The sequence below is a fragment of the Aestuariibius sp. HNIBRBA575 genome (genome assembly GCF_040932005.1).
In the GTDB taxonomy this organism is placed as follows: domain Bacteria; phylum Pseudomonadota; class Alphaproteobacteria; order Rhodobacterales; family Rhodobacteraceae; genus CANLNM01.
Genome location: NZ_CP162414.1, coordinates 1,868,992 through 1,894,156, shown reverse-complemented (window position 1 = coordinate 1,894,156; position 25,165 = coordinate 1,868,992). Strand labels below are relative to the sequence as shown.

Genomic DNA, 25,165 nt, shown 5'->3' with positions numbered 1-25,165 from the left:
CCCGCGTCGCTTTGCCAATAAAAGGACCGAGCATGCAAGAGCCTCTGAGCCCCTCTTATCCCGTATTACCCCTGCGCGACATTGTGGTGTTTCCACATATGATTGTGCCTCTTTTTGTTGGACGTGAACGGTCTGTTCGCGCCCTAGAAGAGGTGATGCAGGACGACAAACAAATTCTATTGTCCAGCCAGATTGACCCGGCCGAGGATGATCCGGATGAATCCGGCATCTACAAAGCAGGTGTTCTGGCCAATGTGCTGCAATTGCTGAAACTGCCCGACGGCACCGTCAAAGTGCTGGTCGAAGGGCGTAGCCGTGTGCGTATCACTGGATATCTGGAAAACGATGACTTCTTTGAAGCTAGCGCTGAATATCTGACCGAAATGCCCGGCAACGAAGAAGAAGTGCCCGCGCTGGTGCGCTCTGTTGCCAATGATTTTGAACGCTACGCCAAGATCAAGAAAAACATCCCCGAAGAAGCGCTTGCCGCTGTTGGGGAAGCGGTTGAACCTGATAAACTGGCCGATCTGGTGGCCGGTCATCTGGGGATTGATGTTACCCAGAAACAGGAATTGCTGGAAACGCTGTCTGTCAGCGAACGCCTGGAAAAAGTGTACGGTCTGATGCAGGGTGAAATGTCCGTCATTCAGGTCGAGAAAAAGATCAAGACCCGTGTGAAATCCCAGATGGAGCGCACCCAGCGTGAATATTATTTGAATGAGCAGATGAAAGCCATTCAGAAAGAGCTGGGCGATGGCGAAGAGGGGGCGAATGAAATCGCCGAACTGGAAGCCAAGATCGAAGCGACCAAGTTTTCAAAAGAAGCACGCGAAAAGGTTGATGCTGAGCTGAAAAAGCTCAAAAACATGAGCCCAATGTCTGCCGAAGCCACCGTTGTGCGCAATTATCTGGACTGGATGCTGTCGATCCCGTGGGGCGTGAAATCGCGCACCAAAAAGGATCTGAGCAAAGCAGAAGCCGTGCTGGATTCGGATCATTACGGTCTGGAAAAGGTTAAGGAGCGCATCGTTGAATACCTCGCCGTGCAACAACGCTCTGCCAAGTTGAAAGGCCCGATCATGTGCCTTGTTGGCCCTCCGGGTGTTGGGAAAACGTCGCTTGGGAAATCGGTTGCCAAAGCCACGGGACGCGAATTTATTCGCATCTCACTGGGGGGGGTGCGCGATGAAAGCGAAATTCGCGGTCACCGTCGGACTTATATCGGGTCCATGCCCGGTAAAATCATTCAGGCATTGAAAAAGGCCAAGACGACAAATCCGCTGATCTTGCTCGATGAGATTGACAAGATGGGGCAGGATTTCCGGGGTGATCCAGCGTCTGCCATGCTAGAAGTGCTTGATCCGGAACAGAATTCCACATTTGTGGATCACTATCTTGAGGTTGAATATGACCTGAGCAACGTGATGTTCCTGACCACGTCCAACAGCTATAACATGCCGGGTCCGTTGCTGGATCGGATGGAAATCATTCCATTGTCGGGCTACACCGAAGACGAAAAACGCGAAATCGCCAAGCAGCATTTGTTGCCCAAACAGCAGAAAAACCATGGTTTGAAAGCCAAGGAATTTGCCATGGACGATACCGCGCTGACATCGATCATTCAGCATTACACACGCGAAGCAGGCGTGCGGAATCTGGAACGTGAGATCGCCAAGGTGGCCCGTAAAGCCGTGACCAAAATCGTTAAGAAAGAGACAGACAGCGTGAATGTGTCTGCCGACAATCTGGACGATTTCCTGGGCGTGTCCAAGTTCCGCTATGGTTTGGCCGAAAAAGAAGACCAGGTCGGCGTTGTCACCGGGTTGGCCTACACTTCGGTTGGTGGCGAATTGCTGTCGATCGAAGGTCTGCGTCTGCCGGGCAAAGGTCGGATGAAAACCACTGGGAAACTAGGCGATGTGATGAAAGAATCCATCGATGCGGCCAGTTCCTATGTGCGCTCTATCGCGCCACAGATCGGGGTAAAACCACCGCGGTTTGACCATTGGGATATCCACGTTCACGTCCCAGAAGGCGCGACCCCCAAAGATGGGCCAAGTGCCGGTCTGGCCATGGTGACTTCAATTGTCTCTGTGCTGACGCAAATCCCGGTGCGCAAAGACATCGCCATGACAGGCGAGGTCACATTGCGCGGGAATGCATTGGCCATTGGCGGGCTAAAGGAAAAACTGTTGGCCGCGTTGCGCGGTGGGATCAAAACTGTGCTGATCCCGCAGGAAAACGAAAAGGATCTGCCGGAAATCCCAGACAATGTGAAAGAAGGGTTGGAAATCATTCCTGTGTCACATGTGTCTGAGGTTTTGAGACACGCGCTGATCCGTCAACCCGAAGCCATCGAATGGGACGAAGCCGCCGAAGAAGCCGCCGCCGCAGAAGCCGTATTGCGGGGTCGCGAAGGTGGAGCTGGTGCAATGGCGCATTAAAAACTGCAACTGGCGGGGCTTTGGTGTCGCCAGTCAACCACCAGACGGTGTTGTTTAGATCCACAAACGACAAAGGGCGCCAAAACGGCGCCCTTTTCGTATTCTATTGTAACGGATTAGCTTTTCTTGCGACGACGCAAAGCAAATGCACCCATACCGCTCAGCAGCAGCAAAGCGCTGGCTGGGACGGGAACGGGCGGTAGGCCGCCATACTCAACGATATAAGCCTGACCACCGGCGCCGCCATGGTCATTCCAGAAGTCGCGGAAGAAACCCAATTGCAGGTAATCTTCTTCACCACCCCCTGGTGATGTGCCACTTGGCTGCCCAGGGCGAAACGCATTAAAATCAAGCGCAGTTGAGCCAGAATAGAAAATGTGGCCATCTTCTGGCCCATCAACCCAAGCCCAATCACCTTCTGTGGCTTCGTCTGTGCCGCCAAGCCAGAACAGGCGCATTCCACCGTCAACAAGGGGCGCAATCAAATCGAGAAGGAAATCATGTTCGTCAACAGAAGTCACAGAGGTCAAATAGCCCTGTTGCCCTGCATGGGTCGACCCAGTCGCAGCGACCCGCGCGTCAGACCAATCGATAGGGCCAACGATCACATCATAGTAATGGTCATTTCCCCCAACAGCGGAGCTCCATTGAACTGGAACAGCAGCAGCTGAAGTTCCAATGAATGTAGCACAGAGGGCTGCAGCTAACTTTTTCACGTCTTGTTCTCCTAATAAATGAACAAATTCTTAAACTAAATTTTTCTTAGCACGAGAATGCACCGAAATCTAGAACATCAATGCCAAATTCGTTTTTTCAACCCATAAGTGCACAGGTGGCGGTGGTTCGCCTATTGCCGGGGCGATGGCGGGATCAGCTAGGATGATATGACATTGGAAATTTGGTTTAGGCAAAGCATTGGAATTAAACGTGGGAATTTAGCAAGAATTGCGATAAACACAGGGTTAACGACAACAATAAGGCAGGTATCCCATGGCGACCCCTACTAAATCTAGTAGTCCCCGCAAAAAGGTGACACGCGCAAAAACGGCGACAAAACGCACGACCAAGGCCAAAACAACGACCGCAAAAACAACGAAGGCCAAAGCTCCAATCGCAAAGACCGCACCGGTCTCAGCCAAAACGACTGTTCCATCCGCAACTTTGGTTCAGGACAAAGCGGTCATTGCAGGGCCGGTTTTGAAGAAACCAGAGCTGATTGACCGTGTTGTTGAAACATCGGGCCTAAAGAAAAAAGACGTAAAACCGATCGTCGAAGCGATGCTGGTTGAGCTGGGCAAAGCGATCGCCAAGGGAGAGGAGCTCAATCTGCCTGATTTCGGGAAATTGAAAACCAACCGCAGCAAAGAATTGGCCAACGGTAAGGTGATGATTTGTAAAATCCGTCAGCCCAAACCTGTTTCGCCTGCTGGGGCAGATGCCCCTGATGCAAACGCATCGATCACAAACGACCTGACAAAGGCAGCCGAATAACGGTTTGCCAAGCCGGGAAACGTGGCGCCAAGTAAACTGAGACAGCGGAATGTCGACACCTCCGATTTATGTGATCCGCCACGGCGAAACAGAATGGAACCGTGCGGGGCGGATGCAGGGCATCATGGATTCCCCATTGACCGAAACGGGCATAGCGCAATCCAAATCGATCTGTGGAGTGTTAGCGCAATTAGGGATCACCAAAGACGGGTTTGATTTTTGGTGCTCACCGCAATTGCGTGCGATCCATACCGCCGAACTGGTCTTGGCAGAACTTGGTGTAACGGCCCAGCCAGATGACTTGTTGGGGGAAATATCCGTTGGCCAATGGTCAGGTCTAACGCGGGCTGAAATCAACGCAAACTGGCCGCCAACGGATCCTCATGAGCATTTTCTAGACTTTTATGCGCGTGCACCAGACGGTGACAGTTTTGATGTGATGTGGGACCGTGTTGGTCAGGTCCTGGGCAAAGTTAAACGCCCGACGATCATCATAACCCACGGAATCACAAGCCGATTCCTTAGAACACGTGCCATGGGCTATGGTTTGGATCAGTTACAGATCGTGCCGGGCGGGCAGGGGGTTATCAACGCCGTGATCGACAAAAAACACAAAGTTTTTGCGCCTTTTTAAAAAAAGTTCATTTTTGACATTGGAGCCTCTTGCAGCCCGCCAAAGCATTCGTTAGAGAGCGCGTACCGGGTCGTTAGCTCAGTTGGTAGAGCGCTTCGTTTACACCGAAGATGTCGGGAGTTCGAGCCTCTCACGACCCACCATATCCCCCTCAGTTCTACCTGCGCTTTGAACAAGCTTTGACGGGATTTTCGATTTCGATTCGACAAGTGTTTGAGTAAGCCAATATGCATCGGTTTACCCATTTGTGTGGGCTTGTTTTTTGCGGTGTGGTGTGCGTTGTTCGGCTGCATCGTATCTTTTCAATCACGGTGTGTGTATGAACAACTTTCTAAATATTTATAGCTTTAAGGTCTTGGCTGCCAGCGCACTATTCACATCCGGTTGCGTTCCGGAAGCTGCGATCCAACGTGACCCGACACAAAATTCACCGCAAATTGGGCAAGGTCAGACACAACAGGACGTAACAGAAAATAGTGATTTATTGGTTTCGCAATTCGCCGGTGACTACGGGCCCACCATTTGCACCAAATCCTATTTTCAAGAACGAATGTGTGATCGACCCGCTCTGATTATTCGCGAAGGTGGCTCGTTTTTTCAAATCTTGGCGCAAAATAATGAGTGGTTCCGTTGGCCGGTGACCTTGATTTCTCGTCAGGGCGACCGGTTCTTATTTACTTACATAGATGACCAAAATGGAGGAGATAACCAGACAAAACAGGGGTATTTCGAGTTTTCAACAATATCGGGCGTGCCCGCTGCAAAGTTTGTCCTTGATGAATTAGGTGACCTGGGGGAATCCTATGTGGATATGGCACAGATCAGAAACCGGACGAATCTGCCGTTGGCCACCTTTGGTTGGGAAATCAGTCCTGATCTAGACGCTGCATCTCAACATCCAGAATTGCAGACAAACCCAATCCCTTCAAGGACGGTTCAAAACTCGGCCTCATCTACAACTCTGTCTTGTATTCAGACCCAGCAAATTGACCAAGATCCAACTTCGCTTGCTAGCGATTCCGAACGCACAGAATATTTTAATATGTGTGGTCGCCCGATCAGCTGTCAAAGATTGGACAACAATCAACCCGAAACCATCGGGCACAGTATTCAAATATCTACGTGGATTGTGGCGCTTGAGTCCTGTCACTGACGCGGTAGATGATCAAATGTTAATCAGGTGGTAGGTTGCGGCTCGCTTATTGGTTGAATGACCATCCGTTGCCTGCCAAGCATTGAGGGAAACAGGCAGGAGCCCTCATAATGTCAGCATACCCTCCGATCTATTTACTGCGTCATGGTCAGACACTGTGGAATGCCCAAGGCCGTATGCAGGGGCAGTTGAACTCTGATCTGACGGATTTGGGGCGGGTCCAAGCCAAGAGACAGGGGGAGATCCTGTCCCGGCTGCACATCAGCAGTGAGACAGAAGTGATCTGCAGTCCGTTGGGACGTGCGGTTGAAACGGCCAATTTGGTGCTACGCGGGCAGGTGTGGCCCGTGCGCCATGACCCACGGATCATGGAGGTCGGTGTCGGCGATTGGGAAGGGCGCCAACGCGACGACGTTGTTGCCGAAAACCCCGAAATTTTTTCTGGTGAGATCAGTGTTTATGATCGATTCCTGATGGCGCCAAATGGTGAAAGCGAAGCGGAGCTGCAGGCCCGTACTGCCGATTTCCTAACGGGGTTAAGCAAACCAAGCATCGTAATTTCCCACGGGATCACAATTTCCGTTCTGCGTGGGCACCTTATGGGATTGAACCGCGATCAAATCGCGGCGCTGGATCATCCGCAGGGCCGCGTTATCGAGATAAAAGACGGTGTGGAAACCATTCACTAAGCGTTCAATTAAGTTGCGACAGAAAAGAATGGTTTTTCGTTCAAAGACGCTTGACGGCACCCGGGCGTGGACATAGAAGCTCCCTCACGCTTTGAATGAAATTAGAGCGGACAGTGGGCGGTTGTAGCTCAGTTGGTTAGAGTACCGGCCTGTCACGCCGGGGGTCGCGGGTTCGAGTCCCGTCAACCGCGCCATCACTGTCAGCCCCGGTTCCGGGTTAAGGGAACCACGTCGAAAGACATATGCGCGGTTGTAGCTCAGTTGGTTAGAGTACCGGCCTGTCACGCCGGGGGTCGCGGGTTCGAGTCCCGTCAACCGCGCCACTTTCATCCCTAATTGTGAATTTGGCATTTGACGTCGCATGTCTATCATGTCTGAGTTCGGCAATGTGCTTGGCCAAACGTGCCATACTATTGCGTATGGCGTGTTCGGCAGCGATATTATTGTAATTCTTAGCAAACAAAGTGGGGCATACGTTAGCGTATGGGAACTAGGCGTCCTCTGAAGCTAGCAAATAGTCCAAAAACGCCTGGCCTTTGGTCATGACATCCTCAGGTTCCAATGTGGCTAGGATCGCTGCGATGGCACCAAATACCACAAACCAAAACCCGGTTCCGGATTTTCGCAGGGTAAATGCAAAGCCGATCAAAAAGGCTGCCACAATACCTGTATGCGCAAGCGTAATCTGCGCCTCAAACGGTTGAACCTCTTCGAATTTTAGGGCCTGTGACAATATTTCAGATTTGAATTTTAGGGCGCAAGCGGCGGGTGCCATCCACATTGCACCTTGAAATAAGTGTTTGATAGGTTTGATTTTTCCAGAGCGTTTGCTCATCTTCAAGGGGCGTTTTGCTTGCTTTGCAATTTGAACCAAATCTTCTGGCTGGGCATGCGGATTGCGGCTGATCCGTTTGATCCGATCATTAAATGTGGATTGGACTTTGACGCTCATCTCTGCCTCTTTTGATCACCTGAGTTGTTACAACATGGTTAACGTTGAAAGCGGCGGAATAGAGGCAGGGATGCGGCGGCTGAGAGGTTTTGATCATTTCCCAGCCACCGCCATGTTCTATGGGCGCAGTTCGGCCAAAAGATCGTCGATCATTGGGTCCATACCGTTGCGTAGGGCGTCAGTGGGCATGGCAATCGCCTGATCAGGGGGCACGCCCAACCCTTCGTAACCTACATTATGCCCATCCAAATAAATCTGATGCGACAGACCCACGATCCATCCATTTGGCAGGCGCATTTCCAAAATATCCGACAAGTGTCCGGCTGTCGGTTCCCCCAAAATGGTGACATTTGGCAAATCCTGAATGGCCATCGTGAAAATTTCAGCAGCGCTGGCGGTGAATTCGGAATTCAGTAGATAAACGGGCTGATCCAAATGGATTTCAGTATCGGCATTGCGGCGCAAAATTATTTCGGTGGTTTCGCTAAACCCAACTGACATACGGGTGCGTTTACTAAAGGCAAGGCGTTCCGTGTCATCGGCAAAAAATGCCGCGTAAGCCATGGAAATATCATCAGAACCACCCGGGTTAAACCGATTGTCCAAGATGATTGCTTTGGTGTCTTGTAGGGCATCTGCGATCTGGCCAAAGCCGCTGTTTGCAACACCGGTGCTGGTGTTCAGAATGTTTGATTTGGTTTCCATATGGCGCAGCAAAACATAGCCAATATTGCCGTCCAGAATCGTAAATGACAGGCCTGTATTGGGGATGTCAGTCAATCCACGCGCAATTTGCAGATCACGGAATGCGGGCAGGTCTTCTTCCCAGGGAACGTCATTGGCGGGGCTGTAACCAATCCCGGCATCGGGGCGATAAATATAGGTATGCCCGTCATCCAGTCCTTTGATGGATTGGACCATTCGATCCCAGAGCGCGTCATTGGTAAGGGGTTCCTGATCAGACGGGGCCAATTGGGCCTGTCGGTCGTTCCAATCTACATTGTGAAGCGCAAAAAACGGATAATGCTGATCAAAAATGGTCCAGAAGGCGTGATAATTGGCAAAGCTAGAACCCGGAATTGGGGTTGTACCCTCTGCGCATAGCGGGGGCAGAGCGTCAATTCGATCCGCGCGAATTGGGTTAACGGCCCCCTCGACGCGGGCGACTAATTCGGTCTGTGACGCCTCAAATTGGTAGCCCGCCAAAACGGACATCATGACCGAATGGGCCGGAACTTTGCCTTCGATCAGGCAATGCGCATCGCTGTGTTGATAAAGGTCAATTTGGAAACGCCCGATATCTAAAATGTAGCCATAGCCCTGGGTCATCCAAATGCCGCGCATGTTGCGATCCGGGCCAAAGAATGGCCAAGTCACTGCAAATGCGGCGAAAAATAACAGAGCCCCCCGAAGCGCCCAGCGTAAAAATTGTCGTATAACCATGATTGATCCAATCGCTGAAAAAACGCCCGGTCAATGAACCGAGCGTTCTGGGATGTTATTTAGCCAAGGATTGTAACACCCGTGCCCATGACCGAATGCCTTTGTGGAAGCTTTCCATGTCGTATTTTTCGTTCGGAGAATGGATGCGATCGTCGTCATGACCAAAGCCGATCATCATGCTTTCCATGTCCAGAATGGATTTAAAGAACCCTGCGATAGGGATCGATCCCCCGGTGCCGATGAACACGGCTTCGCGGTCCCATTCGTCGCTAAGGGCCTGACGTGCCGCAACAAATTCAGCCTGTGTGACGTCCATGACGGACCCGCGCGACCCTTCTTTGTCACTGTCCCATTCGATGGTGCAGTCTGGTTTTAGCTGTGCCGTGATATGGGCGCGCAACGATTTTTGCAGCGCATCCGGGTCCATGTCGCCCACCAAACGGCAAGTGATTTTGCAATGGGCCTCGGCTGGGATGACGGTTTTGGACCCTGCACCGTTATATCCGCCCCACAGACCGTTAATTTCCAAGGTTGGGCGCGACCAGACCTGTTCCAACGTCGTGCGATCCTTTTCGCCATGAGGCTGGGTTAAGCCGGCATTGCCCAGATAGGCCGCTTCGTCGAACCCGCAGCCCGCCCAAAGTTGTTTTATCTCGTCAGAGGTTTCGCTGACCCCATCATAAAACCCGGGCACGGTCACAGCGCCGGTTTCTTCGTCATAAAGTGAGGCAATGATGCGGGACATTTCGCGCAGCGGGTTCAGGGCAGGGCCACCATACAGTCCCGAATGGAGATCCATTTTCGGCCCGTGCAGGGTGAATTCCTCTTTGAGCATGCCGCGCAGCTGGGTGGTGATCGATGGCACGCCCCGGCTGACCATACCGGTGTCACAAATCAGCGCGATGTCACAGCTTAGCTCAGCTTTGTTTTCGTTCAGGAATGGAATCAGGGACGGTGATCCGCTTTCTTCTTCGCCTTCAAAGAAGAACGTAACTTTGGTGGGCAGGGTCCCGGTGACATGTTTCCAGGCGCGGCAGGCTTCGACAAATGTCATCAACTGGCCTTTGTCATCGGATGATCCGCGGCCCTGAATGATTTTCCCATGGGGGGAATCAGTAATGATCGGTTCAAACGGGGGGCTGTCCCACAATTCCAACGGATCGACGGGTTGCACGTCATAATGACCGTAAAACAATAGATTTGGTTTCGTATCGGCGTCATGACCGGAATGTGCGACCACCATAGGATGACCTTTGGTGGGACGTTTGGACGCGTCAAAACCAAGATTGGTTAATTCTTCCACCAGCCAATCGGCGGCTTGATCACAATCATCTTTGTATGCGGGATCGGTCGAAATTGATTGAATCCTGAGGAAATTCAATAGCCTATCGGTTGCGTCGTCAATTGTTTCGTCAATCCGCGCCAGCACTTTTTCCAGTGACATTCATTTCTCCTTGATCCAAATCAAGGCGACCTTAGGCATCGGATGAGAGTTGTCCAGTGTCGTATTGACTGATAGAAAAGTGCCTGCACATGTATAAGCCTGTCGTCCGAAATTTGCGCCCGGTCCGCATTCATAACGTTGAGTGTAAATTGGATGGAAATGAACCAGACGAAAAACGGGCGTGCCGACAAGAGAAGGGAAGATCCGTGGACTATAATGCAAAGCTGGATGAAGCGCTTGGTCGGCTTCACGAGGAAGGCCGGTACCGGACTTTTATCGACATCGAGCGTCAGCGCGGTCATTTCCCTCATGCGACTTGGCGTCGTGAGGACGGCACGGAAAAACCCGTCACCGTGTGGTGCGGCAATGATTATCTGGGCATGGGGCAACATCCGGTTGTTCTAAACGCCATGCACGAAGCCGTTGATGCCGCGGGTGCGGGATCGGGCGGAACACGCAATATTTCCGGCACAACTGTTTATCACAAACAGCTCGAAGCAGAGCTGGCTGACCTGCATGGCAAAGAGGCCGCGCTGCTGTTTACCAGCGCCTATATTGCCAATGATGCCACATTAAGTACGCTGCCTAAGTTGTTCCCAGGGTTGATTATTTATTCGGATGCGCTGAACCATGCATCCATGATCGAAGGGGTGCGCCGCAATGGGGGCTCCAAACGTATTTTCCGGCATAACGATGTGGCGCATCTGCGTGAATTGATGGCCGCAGATGATCCCAAAGCCCCCAAGCTGATTGCGTTTGAATCCGTCTATTCAATGGATGGTGACTTTGGCCCGATCGAAGAAATTTGCGATCTGGCCGATGAATTTGGCGCGCTGACCTATATCGACGAAGTCCACGCCGTGGGCATGTATGGGCCACGTGGTGCAGGTGTTGCTGAACGGGATCGCCTGATGCATCGTTTGGACATCATCAACGGCACATTGGCCAAAGCGTTTGGAGTTATGGGCGGCTATATCGCAGCCTCTGCCAAATTGTGTGACGCGATCCGGTCCTATGCGCCGGGCTTCATTTTCACCACCTCTTTGCCCCCTGCGGTGGCGGCTGGGGCGGCAGCGTCAGTTGCACATCTGAAAACTGATTCTGCCTTGCGTGAAACCCATCAAACGCAGGCAAAAATCTTGAAAACCCGTCTCAAAGGGCTGGGATTGCCGATTATTGACCATGGCAGCCACATCGTTCCGCTGATTGTGGGCGATCCGGTTCACACCAAAAAACTGTCTGATATGCTGTTGGAAGATCACGGAATATACGTGCAGCCGATCAATTTCCCGACCGTTCCACGCGGCACTGAACGTCTACGGTTTACCCCGTCGCCTGTGCACGGTCCGCGTGAAATGGATGCATTGATCACGGCCTTGGACGCGTTGTGGTCCCATTGTGCGCTGAATCGTGCCGAATTGGCCGGTTAACCCGGTTCTAATGATGCACGATACAAGATCCTGTGATATTTAAGATTCATCCATAGCCAAAATCACGAATCGATTGGGCTATGTTCGGGGCAAAGAGCAAACGGGACATTGTCATGATCGGTCGAAGCTTTTGGCGCGACAAACCGGTTCAAGACGCTGAACCTCAGACGGGGTTCGATGCGTTCGAATTGCGTTTGGGCGATACGCTACGTGGTGAACGTGCGACAATGGGCAAATCCCTGTTGGATGTTCAACGCGAACTGAAAATCAAGGCGGCCTATGTCGCCGCGATTGAGAATTGCGATCCCACTGCTTTTGACACACCCGGATTTATTGCCGGTTATGTGCGGTCTTATGCGCGCTATCTGAATATGGATCCTGATTGGGCATTTGATACCTTTTGCGCCGAAAGCGGATTTGCAACGGCACATGGTATGTCCGCCGAAGCATCCAGCGCGAAACCGTCACGTGACGATCGGCTGAACCAATCCAAAGGCAATGACATTTTTTCCTCACCGGCGACACCGTTTGTACCGGCCGGGGATGCGTTTATGGCCAATATTGAACCCCGGGCCATTGGTTCGGTGCTGGTTCTGGTGGCTTTGATCGGTGGGCTGGGCTACGGCGGCTATTCCGTGTTGCAAGAGGTACAGCGTGTGCAATTTGCCCCGGTTGAACAGACCCCAACCGTTGTGTCTGAATTGCAGGTTGATCCGCTGGCTGGTGGGGGGCTGACCCCACAATCTGCGTCCCCGGACCAAGTTACCAATACGTTCACTGCCCCATCCTCAGAAGCATTGGATCGGTTATATCGTCCACAGGCTTTGGACACGCCGGTCATGGTGGCTCGGGATGCGCCAATTGCCAGTTTGCACCCCGGATCGCTCGGGGTTCTGTCGGATGAACATCCTGTAACGGATGCGGTAAACGATGCCGTCACACTGGCCATCAACGAAGCGCCGGCGACGGACCTGAACAGCGTTATCGTCACCGAAGGGCCTGCCCCAGAAGTGGCATTGATTGCTGTGCGTCCGGCTTGGGTCCGGGTCCGTGCGGCCGATGGTGCGGTGATCTTTGAGGCAACAATGAATGCCGGTGACACCTATATCGTCCCCAAAACAGAAGACCCGGCAACCTTGCGGATCGGTGAATCTGGCGCGGTGTTTTTCGCTGTAAATGGCGCGGCTTATGGCCCGGTTGGCCCGCGGGGGCAGGTGTCGTCGAACGTGGCTTTGTCTGCGGATAACGTCACGCAGAATTACGCGGCGGCGGATATTGCGGCGGATCGCGAATTACAAGAGGCCGTGCGCACGGCGGAATTGCAACTGGCGCAATAAGCGCGCATTTGCACAATAAATCCTAAAAATGTGTCGTTGTTCCTCGGGCTTAATCGGCCTAGATGTTGCGTATCGCAGATCGCAAAGGGTTGCCTGATGTCGTTGAACTCAATTCGTCCGTGGCGCAATATTTATCGCCGTGAAAGCCGCCAGATCATGGTGGGGAATGTGCCAGTTGGGGGGGATGCCCCAATTTCGGTTCAGACGATGACCAACACATTGACCACCGACGTGGCCGCAACGGTTGCACAGGTTCAGGCGGCCGCGGATGTGGGCGCGGATATTGTCCGTGTGTCTGTGCCGGATGTGGAATCGTCCACCGCCCTTAAGGACATTGTCAAAGCCAGCCCCGTTCCGATCGTCGCGGATATCCATTTTCACTATAAACGTGGGATCGAAGCGGCGCAGGCAGGCGCGGCCTGTTTGCGGATCAATCCCGGCAATATTGGCAGCCCCGAACGGGTCAAAGACGTCATCAATGCCGCGCGCGATCATGGATGTTCCATCCGAATTGGCGTCAATGCCGGATCATTGGAAAAACATCTGCTGGATAAATATGGCGAACCGACCCCGGATGCGATGGTCGAAAGCGGGATGGACCATATCAAAATCCTTCAGGACCATGACTTTCATGAATTTAAGATCAGCGTCAAAGCATCTGATATCTTTATGGCGACCGCGGCCTATCAAAAACTGGCCGAAGCCACCGATGCGCCGATCCATCTGGGGATCACCGAGGCGGGGGGACTAACATCCGGCACAATCAAATCCGCGATTGGCATGGGCAATCTGTTATGGGCCGGGATTGGCGATACAATCCGCGTGAGCCTCTCTGCTGATCCCGTCGAAGAGGTCAAAGTCGGCTTTGAAATGCTCAAAAGCCTGGGATTGCGGCATCGAGGTGTGAATATCATTTCTTGCCCCAGCTGTGCTCGGCAGGGGTTTGATGTGATCAAAACTGTGGAAACCTTGGAACAGCGTTTGGAACATATCAAAACGCCAATGTCGCTGTCGATCATCGGCTGCGTGGTCAATGGTCCGGGCGAAGCATTGATGACCGATGTCGGCTTTACCGGTGGCGGGGCCGGGCACGGGATGGTCTATCTGGCAGGCAAAGCCAGCCACAAAATGTCCAACGATCAGATGGTGGAACACATCATCGAAGAGGTCGAGAAAAAAGCGGCCCTGATTGAGGCCGCTTCGTCGGAATAACACTGAGTGCTGGTTCAAAGGCTGGGAACAATATCAACCCAGCCTGAACTATCAGATGTACATGTGTGCGCGGAAAACATGGGCAACGATGTCGCTGCGTTCCAGACCCATTTTCGCAAGCTTGTCGTCGCTCAGGTTTTGCAGACGCTCAACTTCTTTTACGCGGCTGTTGTTTTCGGACAGATACATGATGGCGTTCCCAATTGCGCGAAACGGCGCTGTCAGGATGTCAAAGATGGAAATGTGTGCTGTGTGTGTGTCAGTTGCGGCCATTGTCATAACTCCTAAAGGCTTAATCGCCTCCCTTGGTTATGAAGCTAAGGCTTTGATCCTATGGCCACAACGCATGTTTCAGCAAGCCCGCTTTGCACTCGCAGCATAGCTTTGCAAGTGCAGCATTACCCTTCGGCGCGCAGATCACGCACCACATTGCGCATGCCATCCAACGGTACATATCCACGCAGCATTTGATCTTGGAAAACAAATGTCGGTGTGCCGCTGATTTGTAAACGCTGCGCCAGCAGGCGGTTTTCTTCGATGATTTTGCCAACTTCATCGCTGGTCATTTCATCCAGAATTGCTTCGGAATCAAACCCCAGCGCTTCGGCCAACCGGGTGAGGCTGTCGCCAGAAATTTCACCACGCATGGTCATCAATGCGTCAGAGGCCAGTTTGTATCCCTCATTGCCTTCGACAATTTGTGCCGCCAAGGCAAATTGAGAGGCCAACATGCTTTGTTCGCCCAAAATGGGAAATTCTTTTACGATGACACGAATATTGCCGTCCGAGCTGACCAATTCTGCCACTTCGGGATGGGCGCGTTTACAATAACCGCACCGGTAATCCAGAAACTCGACGATTGTGATGTCGCCATCCGGATTGCCGCCTTCCCAGGAAAAACCGTCATCAAACAGGGCATCCGCATTGGCCCGCGCCAAATTCACATCAACATTGGCCTGTGCATCGGCCTGACGGCTTTCCAGCACATCGATGGCTTCCATCAACACTTCGGGGTTATCCAGCAGATAGGCCCGCACTTCGGCGCGAAACGCATCGCGTTCGGCGTCGCTCAGGGCGTCCAGATCGGTGGCAGAGGCCGGAAAACCCGCCCCAATAACAAGACCAAACGAAAGTGCAGCTGCGGCAAGGCGGTTCATGATTGGTTTATCTCCCGGAAATTTGTTCTGCTGTTCTGAGCACATCTTGGGCGCGCTGCCAAGAGGCGGATCCGCGCGGCAATTGATCCACGGCGCGTTGTGCATGGATGGCGGCGTCAGAAAATCGCCCGCGCAGGGCATATCGTTCTGCCACGGCCAAACTGGCCTGACCGTTCTGACCATTACGCGCATAGGCCAAGCCCAGATCACGCAACATATTGGCATTTCGGTCATCCCTTGCGCGGGATTGTTCCAAAACTGATAACGCGCGACGGTTTCCATCTGCGGTGTCCAATGCCAACAAGGCCCGACCGTAACTGGCCAAGATCAGCGCGTCGCTTGGCGCCAGTTCAATCGCCCGGGCATAGGCAGCAACCGCGCCTGCGGCTTGCCGGCTTTCTAACAGGATTTGTCCCTTTAGTTCATGCACAAATGGATCATTTGGGCGTGCCGCGACCAAGGCGTTGATGGCGGCCATGGCCCGTTCTGTATTGGGGACGCGATGATGGGCAACCGCTTGGCGCATCAACGATATTGTGTCCGTTGCCCCACGTGTGCGCCGCAAGGTCCAGCCGGGGTTTTGGGTAAAGGCCGACAGTTTTCCCTGTGCGCGCGCAAACCAGTAATCAGCGGTGTCGCTTTCAGCAACCGGGGACGGATTGCCCGCCACCAAACCTTCGAAGGCGCGAATGCGGTCCCGCGTCAACGGATGTGACCGTGCATAGGGGTCTTGGCGTGATACGGACAATGCCTCTTGGCCGCGAAAGATGTTTAAGACCTCAACAGCGGCAGATGTATCGACCCCGGCGGCGCGTAAATACCGAAACGAGGATTGATCGGCGGCGGATTCCTCTGATCGGGTATGGGCTAGGTAATTTCGCTGGGCGGATCCAGTGGTGCCCAGGGCAATTCCCCCTGCGGCGTCGCCATTACCGGATGCGGCTGCAACAGCAGCCAGCGCAAATCCAAGTGTGGTGAGCGTGCTGGCGCTGCGCTGATTGGCCAATCGCCGTGTCAGGTGCCCGTTGGCGATATGAGCGGCCTCATGGGCGATCACAGATTGAAGCTGTGCTGCGCTTTCCAATTCTAAGATCAGCCCGGAATGCAGATAAATCGCTCTTGTATCGACAACAAAGGCGTTGAGGCTGCGATCCTGAATGACAATGATTTTGGTATGGCCGGGCAATCCTGCCGCGTTCAGGATAGGGCGTGCCAGTTCTGACAGGGCAAATTCAATTTCTGAATCCCGCAAAAACGTCACGGCCTGCGCGGGCAGGGCCAGCATCCAGATCACGGTCGCGGCAATCAGATGCCGAACAAAAGGAAAGCACATTGACGAGGCTCGCTGTTGGGTTGAAAACCTTAGCCAAGACCAAGATCGACAAACATGATAAAACTTGGCCAACCATAGGCGGCAGAATATGCGAAACTCAAGACGCGGTGTGATTGATCCCTTCATTGTGATGGATGTGATGGAAGCCGCCCGTGCCGCAGAGGCCGCTGGACGCCAGATAATCCACATGGAAGTAGGGCAACCGGGCACCGGAGCCCCATCTGAGGCCCGTCGGCGGTTGGCCGCTGATCTAGAGGCCGGACCGTTGGGCTATACGGTTGCGTTGGGTCTGCCGGAATTGCGGGCGCGGATCGCGCAAATGTATGGGGAATGGTATGACGTTGATCTGAACCCCGAGCGGGTTGTTGTCACAGCTGGGGCGTCAGGTGCGTTTTTGCTTGCGTTTTCAGCGTTGTTCGACACGGGTGAACGGGTTGGACTGGGGGCACCCTGCTACCCATCCTATCGGCAGATTTTGCGCGCAATGGACATTAATCCGGTCGCCATACCAACCCGTATGGCCAACCGTTTACAGCCCGTCGCACAGGATGTGGCAAATTATGACCTAAACGGTCTGATTGTCGCATCGCCAGCCAACCCGACCGGAACCATGTTGGATCATGGCCAAATGTCCAGCCTTGCCGATGCATGTCGTGATCACAATGCAGCGTTTATATCCGACGAAATCTATCACGGATTGGAATACGAAGCCAAAGCTGTCAGCGCGTTAGAAGTGACCAACGACACCTATGTGATCAATTCGTTTTCCAAATATTTCTCGATGACCGGCTGGCGCGTTGGCTGGATGGTGGTTCCTGACGATCACGTGCGGATCATTGAACGACTGGCCCAAAACATGTTCATCTGCCCACCCCATGCATCGCAACGTTTGGCCTATCACGCGATGGATTGCACGGATGAATTGGACGCAAATGTCGATGTTTATCGCTCCAATCGCGCCTTAATGATGGAAGGCTTGCCCAAAGCCGGGTTCACCAAGGTCGCACCGCCTGATGGGGCGTTTTATGTCTATGCGGATGTCAGTGACATCACAGCAGATTCCAAAGCTTTGTCCGAAGATATCCTTGAAAAGGTGGGGGTTGCGGTCACGCCCGGTTTGGATTTCGATCCACAAGAGGGGCATAAATGGCTGCGGTTTTCCTATGCCCGCGCCACTGACGACATTGTCGAAGGTTTGGCACGCCTAGAGACCTATATGGAGGCGCGTGAATGATGTTTTTGTACATAAAAACAGTTGTCTATAGCGCGTTGTTAAGTCTGTCCGTTGCTGGCGCAGCTTTGGCGCAGGATTTTACCGCATTGGCGCGGATCGATGCCGGTCAAAGCGTCGTGCGTGACCTGCACCGCGGGATTGAGGTTGATCTATACCTGTCCCAGGTGGTGCCGTATCGCGTGTTCACATTAGACGACCCGCGTCGGCTGGTTCTGGATTTTCGCGAAGTGGATTGGCGCGGCGCCAGCCGGGATGGAATGCTGAAAGCGTCAGGTGTCAGCGATCTTCGGTTTGGCGTTTTGCGGCCCGGTTGGTCGCGCATGGTTGTTGATCTGAACGATGCGTTGCGTGTGGACAGCGCCGGGATGGAGGTCAGCGATATTGATGGCACAGCCCGGTTGCGGGTGGTGATGCAATCGACCGATCCCGTTGATTTTGCAGAACGTTCTGGCGCACCGAATGATCCTGAATGGGCGTTTCTGATGGCCGATGCCACACAATCTGCACCGGCCAAGGACCCAAATGGCCCCTTGGTTGTTGTGATTGATCCGGGGCATGGGGGGATTGATCCCGGGGCGCAGCGCGCAGGCATAAACGAAGCCGATGTGATGCTGCAATTGGCGTTTGAGTTGGCCGAAGCCGTTGCGCGTGCGGGCATGATCCCGGTTCTGACGCGAAATGACGATAGTTTTGTTTCGCTTGAGGAACGTATGACTTTGGCACGTGCTGCGGGGGCGGATGTGTTGCTGTCGCTTCATGCGGATGCGCTGGAAGGGGAACAAACATCGGGCGCGTCGTTTTATACGCTCAGCGAAGCAGGGGCCGATCGCGCATCGCAACGCATGGCGGAACGTCATGATCGTGCCGATCTGATCGCAGGTTTGGATTTGTCTGAACAAGACGACACAATCGCCACGGTTTTGATGGATTTGGCCCGTTTGGAAACCCGTCCACAAACGGCTCGGCTGGCATCTGCTTTGGTATCGGGGTTTGAAAACAATCAATCTCCGTTGCATTCCCGTCCCCGCCGAGAAGCGGTTTTGGCGGTGCTGAACGCGGCCGATTTCCCATCGGTGTTGATCGAAGTTGGGTTTTTATCCAGCGACGAAGATCGCGCGCGTTTGCTATCGCCGCAGGGTCGTGAAAAGATCGTCAACGGGATTGTCGCCGGGCTGTTCACATGGGCTGCACAAGAAGACAGCCTTGCGCCGCTTGTGCGTCAATAAACGCAGAAAACCTGTTTATTTACAGGGGGACGCATCAAAATTTACGGCAGCGGGGTGAGGTCAAAATGTTTGATAGCTTCGCCAGTGCCCAGTTTTGAATATAGGGCGATGGGTTTTTCATCGTCGTTATCCGCTTGGATCATCACGACCCATGCGCCGATATCGCCGGCCAGATGGCGCACCTGATTGATCAGTTTCTTTGCCACACCTGTGCGCCGATTGGGTTTGGCCACAGCCAGATCATAAATGTAAATTTCTGATCGTTCCTGTTCGAACTTTTCCAATTCATAGGCCACAATCCCACCAATGACATCGTCATCATGCAGCGCTGCCATGGCGATAAACGTGTCTTTGGACAACAAACGCAGCAAATATCGATCCGAAGGCGGTGTGGCGGTATATTCGTCTGCCATGTCAAAAACATTGCCAAACAGCACATTCATTTGGCGCAGCAAATGCAGATCACCCGGACCCAGTCGTTTGATTGAAACGTCTATCATCCCGCGATCTTAGCCCAGACCCACATAACGTGCCAGCCAGATTGTATGCTGGTTGCATTCTGGGTCTTCTGGCACAAAGGCGAGCTCTTCAAATCCGTGCTGTGTCAGCAGATCACGGTATTCCTGCGGGTCTAAACTGGCATGGTAAACGGGTTCATCGGCCACATGACCGATTGCTTCTCCGTTGCTGGTGCCGCTGGTAAACATCAGGGCCGCGCGCGGGGCTGCGTGACGGGCGAATACCGCAAACATCGCCCGTTGATCCTCCGCTGAGAGGTGAAAAAACGAATTCCACCCCATGACCGCATCGAATTTTTGCCCCAGATCCAATCCACGCATATCTGCATTGACAATTTTTGCGCGGGGCAGGTTCTGTTTAAACAGCTCCACCATGGCGGCGGCCCCATCCACGCCGGTCACATCTAGCCCGCGTTCCAGCAAATAACTGGCAATAGGGCGCCCAGACCCACAGCCCAGATCCAACACCCGGCGACGTTTTTCATTCAGCGGCGTGTGCTGGATCAGCCGATCCATCCATTTGCGTTCAAACAGGGACCGGTCCCGGCGGCGATCCCATTCAGGTGCAACACGGTTATAAGTGGGCAATATATCATCAGGCTTCATCGGGGTATCTGGACCGGTCTGGGCGTGTACCGCAAGGGGGGAAATCCCTGCGAAACAAATGCAGGCATTTTCCAGCCGATTTGCACCTTTGGGCTTTTGACCCCAGCGATTGTGGGGCGTATAACGCATGGGTTGTTTGGGCTATCCATTGGGGAAAACCACGTGATCTTGCGTCCTATCATGTCCTTTTTCGGGGCAATTTTTTCGATGATCACCCTCGGGCTCGCCATGGGTGCGCTTACGCTTGGTGCTGTTTTTTATATGTATGGCAGGGACTTACCCAGTCATGAGGTGCTGGCGCAATACACGCCGCGCACTATCAGCCGGATTTATTCATCTGAGGGCAACATCATCGATGAATTTGCGGTGGAACGTCGGCTGTTTACCCCGGCCGAAGAAATCCCCGATTTGGTCAAACAGGCGTTTATTTCCGCCGAGGATAAAAATTTCTACACCCACGAAGGCTATGACATTCGCGGGATTGGGGCCGCTTTTGTTGAAGCGGTGCGTTCGCGGGGGGAAAATCTGCGTGGGGCGTCCACAATTACCCAACAGGTGATGAAGAACTTTTTGCTATCCTCTGATCGCTCTGCGGAACGGAAAATCCGTGAAATCATTCTGGCGGCTCGGATGGAACAGGTTCTGGACAAAGAACATATCCTTGAGCTGTATCTGAATGAGATTGATCTAGGGGTGCGCAGTTTTGGGGTGACGGCGGCGGCGCGGTCTTACTTCAACAAAACCTTGGATGAATTGAACCCAGCCGAGGCGGCCTTTTTGGCGGTACATCCCAAAGCGCCTTATTCTTATCATCCGGTACGCGACCGTGAGGATGCATTAGAACGACGCAACTTTATCCTCGAAGAGATGTTTGAAAATGGGTACTTGACCGAAGATCAATACAATACCGCCATCGCGGACCCGTTGCTGACCGTGCAAAATGGCGACTTTGCCAGCTATCAATCAGAATTGCCGCCGCGGGATTATTTTACGGATGAAATTCGCCGTCAAATGACCCGGCAATTCGGATTGGATACCACCGAATTTTCCGGTGAAGGTTACGCCATTCGCGCCACGATCGACCCAGATTTGCAGGTTGTTGCACGGGAATCGCTGCAACGGGCGCTGCGGGACTTTGATCGGTCCCAAGGGCGCTGGCGCGGCACGGGCGTAACCATTCCAGTAGAAACGCTAACGGATGAAGCAACCTGGCGCGACGCCTTGGCTGATGTGACAGCGCCGCGCAACGTGGATTATCAGGACCACTGGTATCTGGCGGTGGTTCTGGATGTTCAGGATCAGCAATTGATCATCGGCATCGAAGATGTGGCCACGGATGATGCCCGTGGAAATGTTGTGCCGCGCAGTGACACCAGCTGGTTCAGTGGTAATCTATTTGACAATTTTGCCCCCGGCGATGTGATCCATGTCCGCGAACGGACCGAAGGTGGGGCCTTTGTGCGGTGGACGTTGGAACAGGTGCCGCGTGTGCAGGGCGGGTTCATGGCGATGGATGTGAATACGGGCCGCGTTTTGGCGATCCAAGGCGGATTTGCCTATCAGCATTCCGTGTTTAACCGCGCCACCCAAGCCCGTCGTCAGCCCGGGTCTTCGTTTAAACCGTTCGTTTATGCCGCCGCACTTGATTCCGGCTACACGCCTGCGACCATCGTGGTTGATGCCCCAATTGAGGTGCGCGCAGGTGGCGAAATCTGGCGCCCGCAAAACGCATCACACCAGTTTTACGGCCCAACGCCTGTACGCACAGGGATCGAACAATCGCGCAACCTGATGACCGTGCGATTGGCCCAAGAGGTCGGCATGGACGTCATCGCAGGCTATGCGGAACGGTTTGGCGTTTATGAGGATATGAACGAATATCTGTCGGCGTCACTGGGGTCTGAGGAAACCACTTTGTTCAACATGGTGGCGGCCTATGCGATGTTTGCCAATGGTGGCGAACGGGTTGAACCGACCTTGGTGGATCGGGTGCAGAACCGGTATGGCGAAACCATCTATCGTCACGATCAGCGCGATTGCGTGGATTGCGGGCGGACATCCCTGCGTGATGGTGAGGCACCCTCGATCCTGTCCAACCGAGAACGGGTAATGAACGCGGTCACCGCCTATCAATTGACGTCGATGATGCAGGGCGTGGTTCAACGCGGCACCGCGCGGCGCACCGTGAATTTGCCAGTGCCGATCGCGGGCAAAACCGGCACCACCAACGATGCCAAAGATGTATGGTTTGTTGGGTTTTCGTCCAACATCGTCGCGGGTTGCTATATCGGCTATGACGTGCCACGCACCATGCCCGGCGCATCAGGTGGTGGCATGTGTGGCCCCGTGTTTAACCGGTTCATGCAAGAGGCCATTCAGCAATATGGTGGCACGGATTTCCGCGCCCCGGCAGAATGCGAGTTCATTAAAATCGACCGGTTCACCGGGTCACGGCTGCCTGACAGTGCCAGCGGTGAAAATGTCGTTGCTGAATGTTTCCGCGAAGGGGAATCGCCGTTGTTTGGTGTGACATTTGATGGCGGTTTTGCCATGGCGGGTGACATTCCAATTTTCGAAGAAGCACAGCGCGGTCAGCCACAACGCGCCACCAATGCCACCGGCGGCACGGCCGTCATTGGTCCGCGCGCCACGTTGGGCACGCTCAGCTCTGGTGGTTTGTACTAACCCTATTTTGCACCACTCAGCCCCTGCATATCTTTGATTGTGCTGGGGCTTGTCGTGGATCAGGGGCTGCGGTATCACAGCCTGCACACCCAATCCGAGGATTTCCCATGCGCGCCGAAACACAAAATATTGTTGCAGCGATTGAAAAATCTTTGGCGCTGTTGAAACAGCGGATGGACTGGGAAACCGCGCCTTATCGGCTCGAAGAATTTAACGCCCGCGTCGAAGATCCCACCCTGTGGGACAATCCAGAAGCCGCGCAAAAATTGATGCGCGAACGCCAGAATTTGGTGGATGCGATGGATACGCATAATTCGATCGCGCAGGATCTGAGCGACAATATCGAATTGATCGAATTGGGCGAAATGGAAGAAGACGACGAAGTGATTGGTGAGGCCGAAGAGGCGCTGAAATCACTGTCAGAAACCGCCGCCAAGAAAGAGTTGGAAGCGTTGCTGGACGGCGAAGCAGATTCCAATGACACCTTTTTGGAGGTCAATGCCGGGGCCGGGGGCACCGAGAGCTGCGACTGGGCCAGCATGTTGGCGCGGATGTATGTGCGATGGGCCGAGAAAAAAGGCTACAAAGTTGAGCTGCAATCCGAAAGCGCAGGCGACGAAGCCGGGATCAAATCAGCGTCTTATAAAATTTCAGGCCATAATGCCTATGGCTGGTTAAAATCCGAAAGCGGTGTGCATCGTTTGGTGCGGATTTCGCCCTTTGACAGCGCTGCGAAACGGCACACATCGTTTACCTCGGTCAAAGTGTACCCTGTGGTGGACGACAATATCGAAATCGAAGTGAACCCGGCGGATATCCGGCTGGACACCTATCGGTCGTCTGGGGCGGGTGGTCAGCACGTGAACACCACCGATTCCGCGGTGCGGATCACCCACTTTCCCACTGGGATTGTGGTGACGTCATCGGAAAAATCCCAGCACCAGAACCGCGACATCGCGATGAAGGCGTTGAAATCGCGCCTTTACCAGATGGAATTGGACAAACGGTCAACCTTGGTCAACGAGGCCCATGAAAACGCGGGCGATGCGGGCTGGGGCAACCAGATCCGGTCTTATGTGTTGCAGCCCTATCAAATGGTCAAAGATCTGCGCACCAATTTTGAAACCTCAGATACCAAAGGTGTGCTGGACGGCGACCTGGATGGGTTCATGGCGGCAACTTTGGCGATGGATGTCTCTGGCAAAAGCCGGGCCGAGGCCAATTCAGACGATTAACACCCGTTCGGGGCGTCTGGGCGATCGATTGATAAAATGCAATTCGGGGTGTGAATTGCTTGACAAAACAAGGGCAAAGCGGGTGATCTAAGTCTGAGGAGACGCCATGACCCAATTGCCCGATACGCCCGCTGCTTCGCCGTTGCCCGATATTGGCCAGATTACGTTGCACGAATTATGGGCGTCGCTAAAGGCCGGCCTGCATGATTTCCGCCGCGCGCCGCAATTTGGGCTTTTCTTCAGTGCGATTTATGTGGTCGGCGGTTTTCTGATGCTGTGGCTTGGGGCAGGGCATGTGACTTGGGTGCTGGCCACGTCGCTTGGATTTCCGCTTTATGCGCCATTTGCGGCGGTGGGCCTTTACGAAGTCAGCCGCCGGTTGGAATCTGATCAGCCACTTGTATGGCGCGACGTTTTAGGCGTGGTTTGGCAGGAACGGCATCGGCAAATCCCTTGGATGGGGGCGATCATCGTGATCTATTTCCTGTTCTGGACGTTTTTGGCGCATATGATTTTTGCACTGTTCATGGGGGTCTCGACCATGACCAATGTCATGACCAGCTATGACGCGTTTCTAACGGCGGATGGCCTGACGATGATTGCGGTGGAACTGGCCGTTGGCGCGGCGATTGCGTTCCTGCTCTTTGCGCTCACGGTGGTCAGTTTGCCGCTGCTGTTGGAAAAAGAAATCGACTTTATCTCTGCCATGCTGCTTAGCTTTCGCACGGTGCAGGAAAATTTCTTTGTGATGCTGGTCTGGGCGATTTTAATCGCCGTCGTCAGCCTGATCGCGCTGGCCCCGTTGTTCCTTGGCTTGATGGTCGCGTTGCCAATTTTGGGGCATGCCACGTGGCATCTTTATCGTCGCGCGCTCTATGATCCCGTGTAACGCCAGATCTTTGTTGATCTAAATACGCATATCCAGACATCTGATACAAAAAA

22 protein-coding genes and 3 tRNA genes are annotated in these 25,165 nt (G+C 53.5%); 16 read left to right on the top strand and 9 right to left on the bottom strand.

Features of this window, described 5'->3' with window-relative positions:
• The first annotated feature begins 32 nt into the window (after positions 1-32).
• The gene (gene lon, locus AB1F12_RS09550; protein ID WP_368183795.1) at positions 33-2,444 is read left to right on the top strand and encodes an endopeptidase La; all 2,412 of its coding nucleotides are present in this window, start codon (positions 33-35) and stop codon (positions 2,442-2,444) included.
• Between the two features lie 116 nt (positions 2,445-2,560).
• Here the strand turns inward: lon and AB1F12_RS09545 are convergent, their stop codons facing one another.
• Complete coding sequence (locus tag AB1F12_RS09545; protein WP_368183793.1) at positions 2,561-3,160, bottom strand: VPLPA-CTERM sorting domain-containing protein; 600 nt, start codon at positions 3,158-3,160, stop codon at positions 2,561-2,563.
• 274 nt (positions 3,161-3,434) lie between these two features.
• Between AB1F12_RS09545 and AB1F12_RS09540 the strand changes: the two genes are divergently transcribed.
• The 7 genes from AB1F12_RS09540 (at position 3,435) to AB1F12_RS09510 (ending at position 6,734) form a co-directional block, all read left to right on the top strand.
• Positions 3,435-3,935, top strand: coding sequence for an HU family DNA-binding protein (locus AB1F12_RS09540; RefSeq protein WP_368183792.1), 501 nt, complete (start codon positions 3,435-3,437; stop codon positions 3,933-3,935).
• A gap of 49 nt (positions 3,936-3,984) precedes the next feature.
• The gene (locus AB1F12_RS09535; protein ID WP_368183789.1) at positions 3,985-4,569 is read left to right on the top strand and encodes a histidine phosphatase family protein; all 585 of its coding nucleotides are present in this window, start codon (positions 3,985-3,987) and stop codon (positions 4,567-4,569) included.
• A 67-nt stretch (positions 4,570-4,636) separates the two neighbouring features.
• Positions 4,637-4,712: transfer RNA gene (locus tag AB1F12_RS09530), tRNA-Val, on the top strand.
• A 176-nt stretch (positions 4,713-4,888) separates the two neighbouring features.
• Entirely contained in the window at positions 4,889-5,722 is an 834-nt protein-coding gene (locus tag AB1F12_RS09525) for a hypothetical protein (protein WP_368183786.1), read from the top strand.
• Between the two features lie 110 nt (positions 5,723-5,832).
• On the top strand, positions 5,833-6,411 hold the full coding sequence (locus tag AB1F12_RS09520; protein ID WP_368183785.1) for a histidine phosphatase family protein: 579 nt from the start codon (positions 5,833-5,835) through the stop codon (positions 6,409-6,411).
• A gap of 117 nt (positions 6,412-6,528) precedes the next feature.
• A tRNA-Asp gene (locus AB1F12_RS09515) sits at positions 6,529-6,605 on the top strand.
• Positions 6,606-6,657: 52 nt separating this feature from the next.
• Positions 6,658-6,734, top strand: a tRNA-Asp gene (locus AB1F12_RS09510).
• 167 nt (positions 6,735-6,901) lie between these two features.
• On the opposite strand, the gene AB1F12_RS09505 is transcribed toward AB1F12_RS09510, so the two are convergent.
• The 3 genes from AB1F12_RS09505 to AB1F12_RS09495 form a co-directional block, all read right to left on the bottom strand.
• Positions 6,902-7,363, bottom strand: a complete 462-nt coding sequence (locus AB1F12_RS09505; protein ID WP_368183783.1) for a hypothetical protein — start codon at positions 7,361-7,363, stop codon at positions 6,902-6,904.
• Positions 7,364-7,480: 117 nt separating this feature from the next.
• Positions 7,481-8,806 (bottom strand): S41 family peptidase, encoded by a 1,326-nt coding sequence (locus AB1F12_RS09500; RefSeq protein ID WP_368183781.1) that lies wholly within the window; start codon positions 8,804-8,806, stop codon positions 7,481-7,483.
• 55 nt (positions 8,807-8,861) lie between these two features.
• A complete protein-coding gene (locus tag AB1F12_RS09495) occupies positions 8,862-10,250 on the bottom strand; it encodes a dipeptidase (RefSeq protein WP_368183780.1) in 1,389 nt (462 codons plus the stop codon).
• Between the two features lie 206 nt (positions 10,251-10,456).
• On the opposite strand from AB1F12_RS09495, the gene hemA reads away from it, so the two are divergent.
• From hemA to ispG, 3 genes are all read left to right on the top strand, one after another.
• Complete coding sequence (gene hemA, locus AB1F12_RS09490; protein ID WP_368183779.1) at positions 10,457-11,680, top strand: 5-aminolevulinate synthase; 1,224 nt, start codon at positions 10,457-10,459, stop codon at positions 11,678-11,680.
• 113 nt (positions 11,681-11,793) lie between these two features.
• Positions 11,794-13,017 carry a helix-turn-helix domain-containing protein gene (locus AB1F12_RS09485; protein WP_368183777.1) on the top strand — a complete coding sequence of 408 codons (1,224 nt, stop codon included), beginning with the start codon at positions 11,794-11,796 and terminating at the stop codon, positions 13,015-13,017.
• Positions 13,018-13,113: 96 nt separating this feature from the next.
• A complete protein-coding gene (ispG, locus tag AB1F12_RS09480) occupies positions 13,114-14,229 on the top strand; it encodes a flavodoxin-dependent (E)-4-hydroxy-3-methylbut-2-enyl-diphosphate synthase (protein WP_368183774.1) in 1,116 nt (371 codons plus the stop codon).
• Positions 14,230-14,280: 51 nt separating this feature from the next.
• On the opposite strand, the gene AB1F12_RS09475 is transcribed toward ispG, so the two are convergent.
• From AB1F12_RS09475 to AB1F12_RS09465, 3 genes are all read right to left on the bottom strand, one after another.
• The gene (locus AB1F12_RS09475) at positions 14,281-14,502 is read right to left on the bottom strand and encodes a DUF1127 domain-containing protein (protein WP_368183772.1); all 222 of its coding nucleotides are present in this window, start codon (positions 14,500-14,502) and stop codon (positions 14,281-14,283) included.
• A 125-nt stretch (positions 14,503-14,627) separates the two neighbouring features.
• Positions 14,628-15,386, bottom strand: coding sequence for a DsbA family protein (locus AB1F12_RS09470; protein WP_368183771.1), 759 nt, complete (start codon positions 15,384-15,386; stop codon positions 14,628-14,630).
• Positions 15,387-15,393: 7 nt separating this feature from the next.
• Entirely contained in the window at positions 15,394-16,719 is a 1,326-nt protein-coding gene (locus AB1F12_RS09465) for a M48 family metalloprotease (RefSeq protein ID WP_368183768.1), read from the bottom strand.
• 88 nt (positions 16,720-16,807) lie between these two features.
• Between AB1F12_RS09465 and AB1F12_RS09460 the strand changes: the two genes are divergently transcribed.
• Together AB1F12_RS09460 and AB1F12_RS09455 are read left to right on the top strand one after the other, a co-directional pair.
• Positions 16,808-17,953, top strand: a complete 1,146-nt coding sequence (locus AB1F12_RS09460) for a pyridoxal phosphate-dependent aminotransferase (protein ID WP_368183767.1) — start codon at positions 16,808-16,810, stop codon at positions 17,951-17,953.
• Positions 17,950-19,179 (top strand): N-acetylmuramoyl-L-alanine amidase, encoded by a 1,230-nt coding sequence (locus AB1F12_RS09455; protein WP_368183765.1) that lies wholly within the window; start codon positions 17,950-17,952, stop codon positions 19,177-19,179. Before AB1F12_RS09460 ends, AB1F12_RS09455 begins: the two co-directional genes overlap by 4 nt.
• Positions 19,180-19,220: 41 nt before the next feature.
• Here AB1F12_RS09455 and AB1F12_RS09450 read toward each other — a convergent pair whose 3' ends face one another.
• Positions 19,221-19,679 carry a GNAT family N-acetyltransferase gene (locus AB1F12_RS09450; protein ID WP_368183763.1) on the bottom strand — a complete coding sequence of 153 codons (459 nt, stop codon included), beginning with the start codon at positions 19,677-19,679 and terminating at the stop codon, positions 19,221-19,223.
• A 9-nt stretch (positions 19,680-19,688) separates the two neighbouring features.
• Entirely contained in the window at positions 19,689-20,432 is a 744-nt protein-coding gene (locus tag AB1F12_RS09445; RefSeq protein ID WP_368183760.1) for a class I SAM-dependent methyltransferase, read from the bottom strand.
• Positions 20,433-20,468: 36 nt separating this feature from the next.
• Here AB1F12_RS09445 and AB1F12_RS09440 point away from each other — a divergent pair, with 36 nt between their 5' ends.
• The 3 genes from AB1F12_RS09440 (at position 20,469) to AB1F12_RS09430 (ending at position 25,112) form a co-directional block, all read left to right on the top strand.
• Positions 20,469-22,988 (top strand): penicillin-binding protein 1A, encoded by a 2,520-nt coding sequence (locus AB1F12_RS09440; RefSeq protein ID WP_368188332.1) that lies wholly within the window; start codon positions 20,469-20,471, stop codon positions 22,986-22,988.
• Between the two features lie 107 nt (positions 22,989-23,095).
• Positions 23,096-24,223, top strand: coding sequence for a peptide chain release factor 2 (gene prfB, locus AB1F12_RS09435; protein WP_368183757.1), 1,128 nt, complete (start codon positions 23,096-23,098; stop codon positions 24,221-24,223).
• A gap of 106 nt (positions 24,224-24,329) precedes the next feature.
• Complete coding sequence (locus AB1F12_RS09430) at positions 24,330-25,112, top strand: DUF2189 domain-containing protein (RefSeq protein ID WP_368183755.1); 783 nt, start codon at positions 24,330-24,332, stop codon at positions 25,110-25,112.
• Positions 25,113-25,165 lie beyond the last annotated feature (53 nt).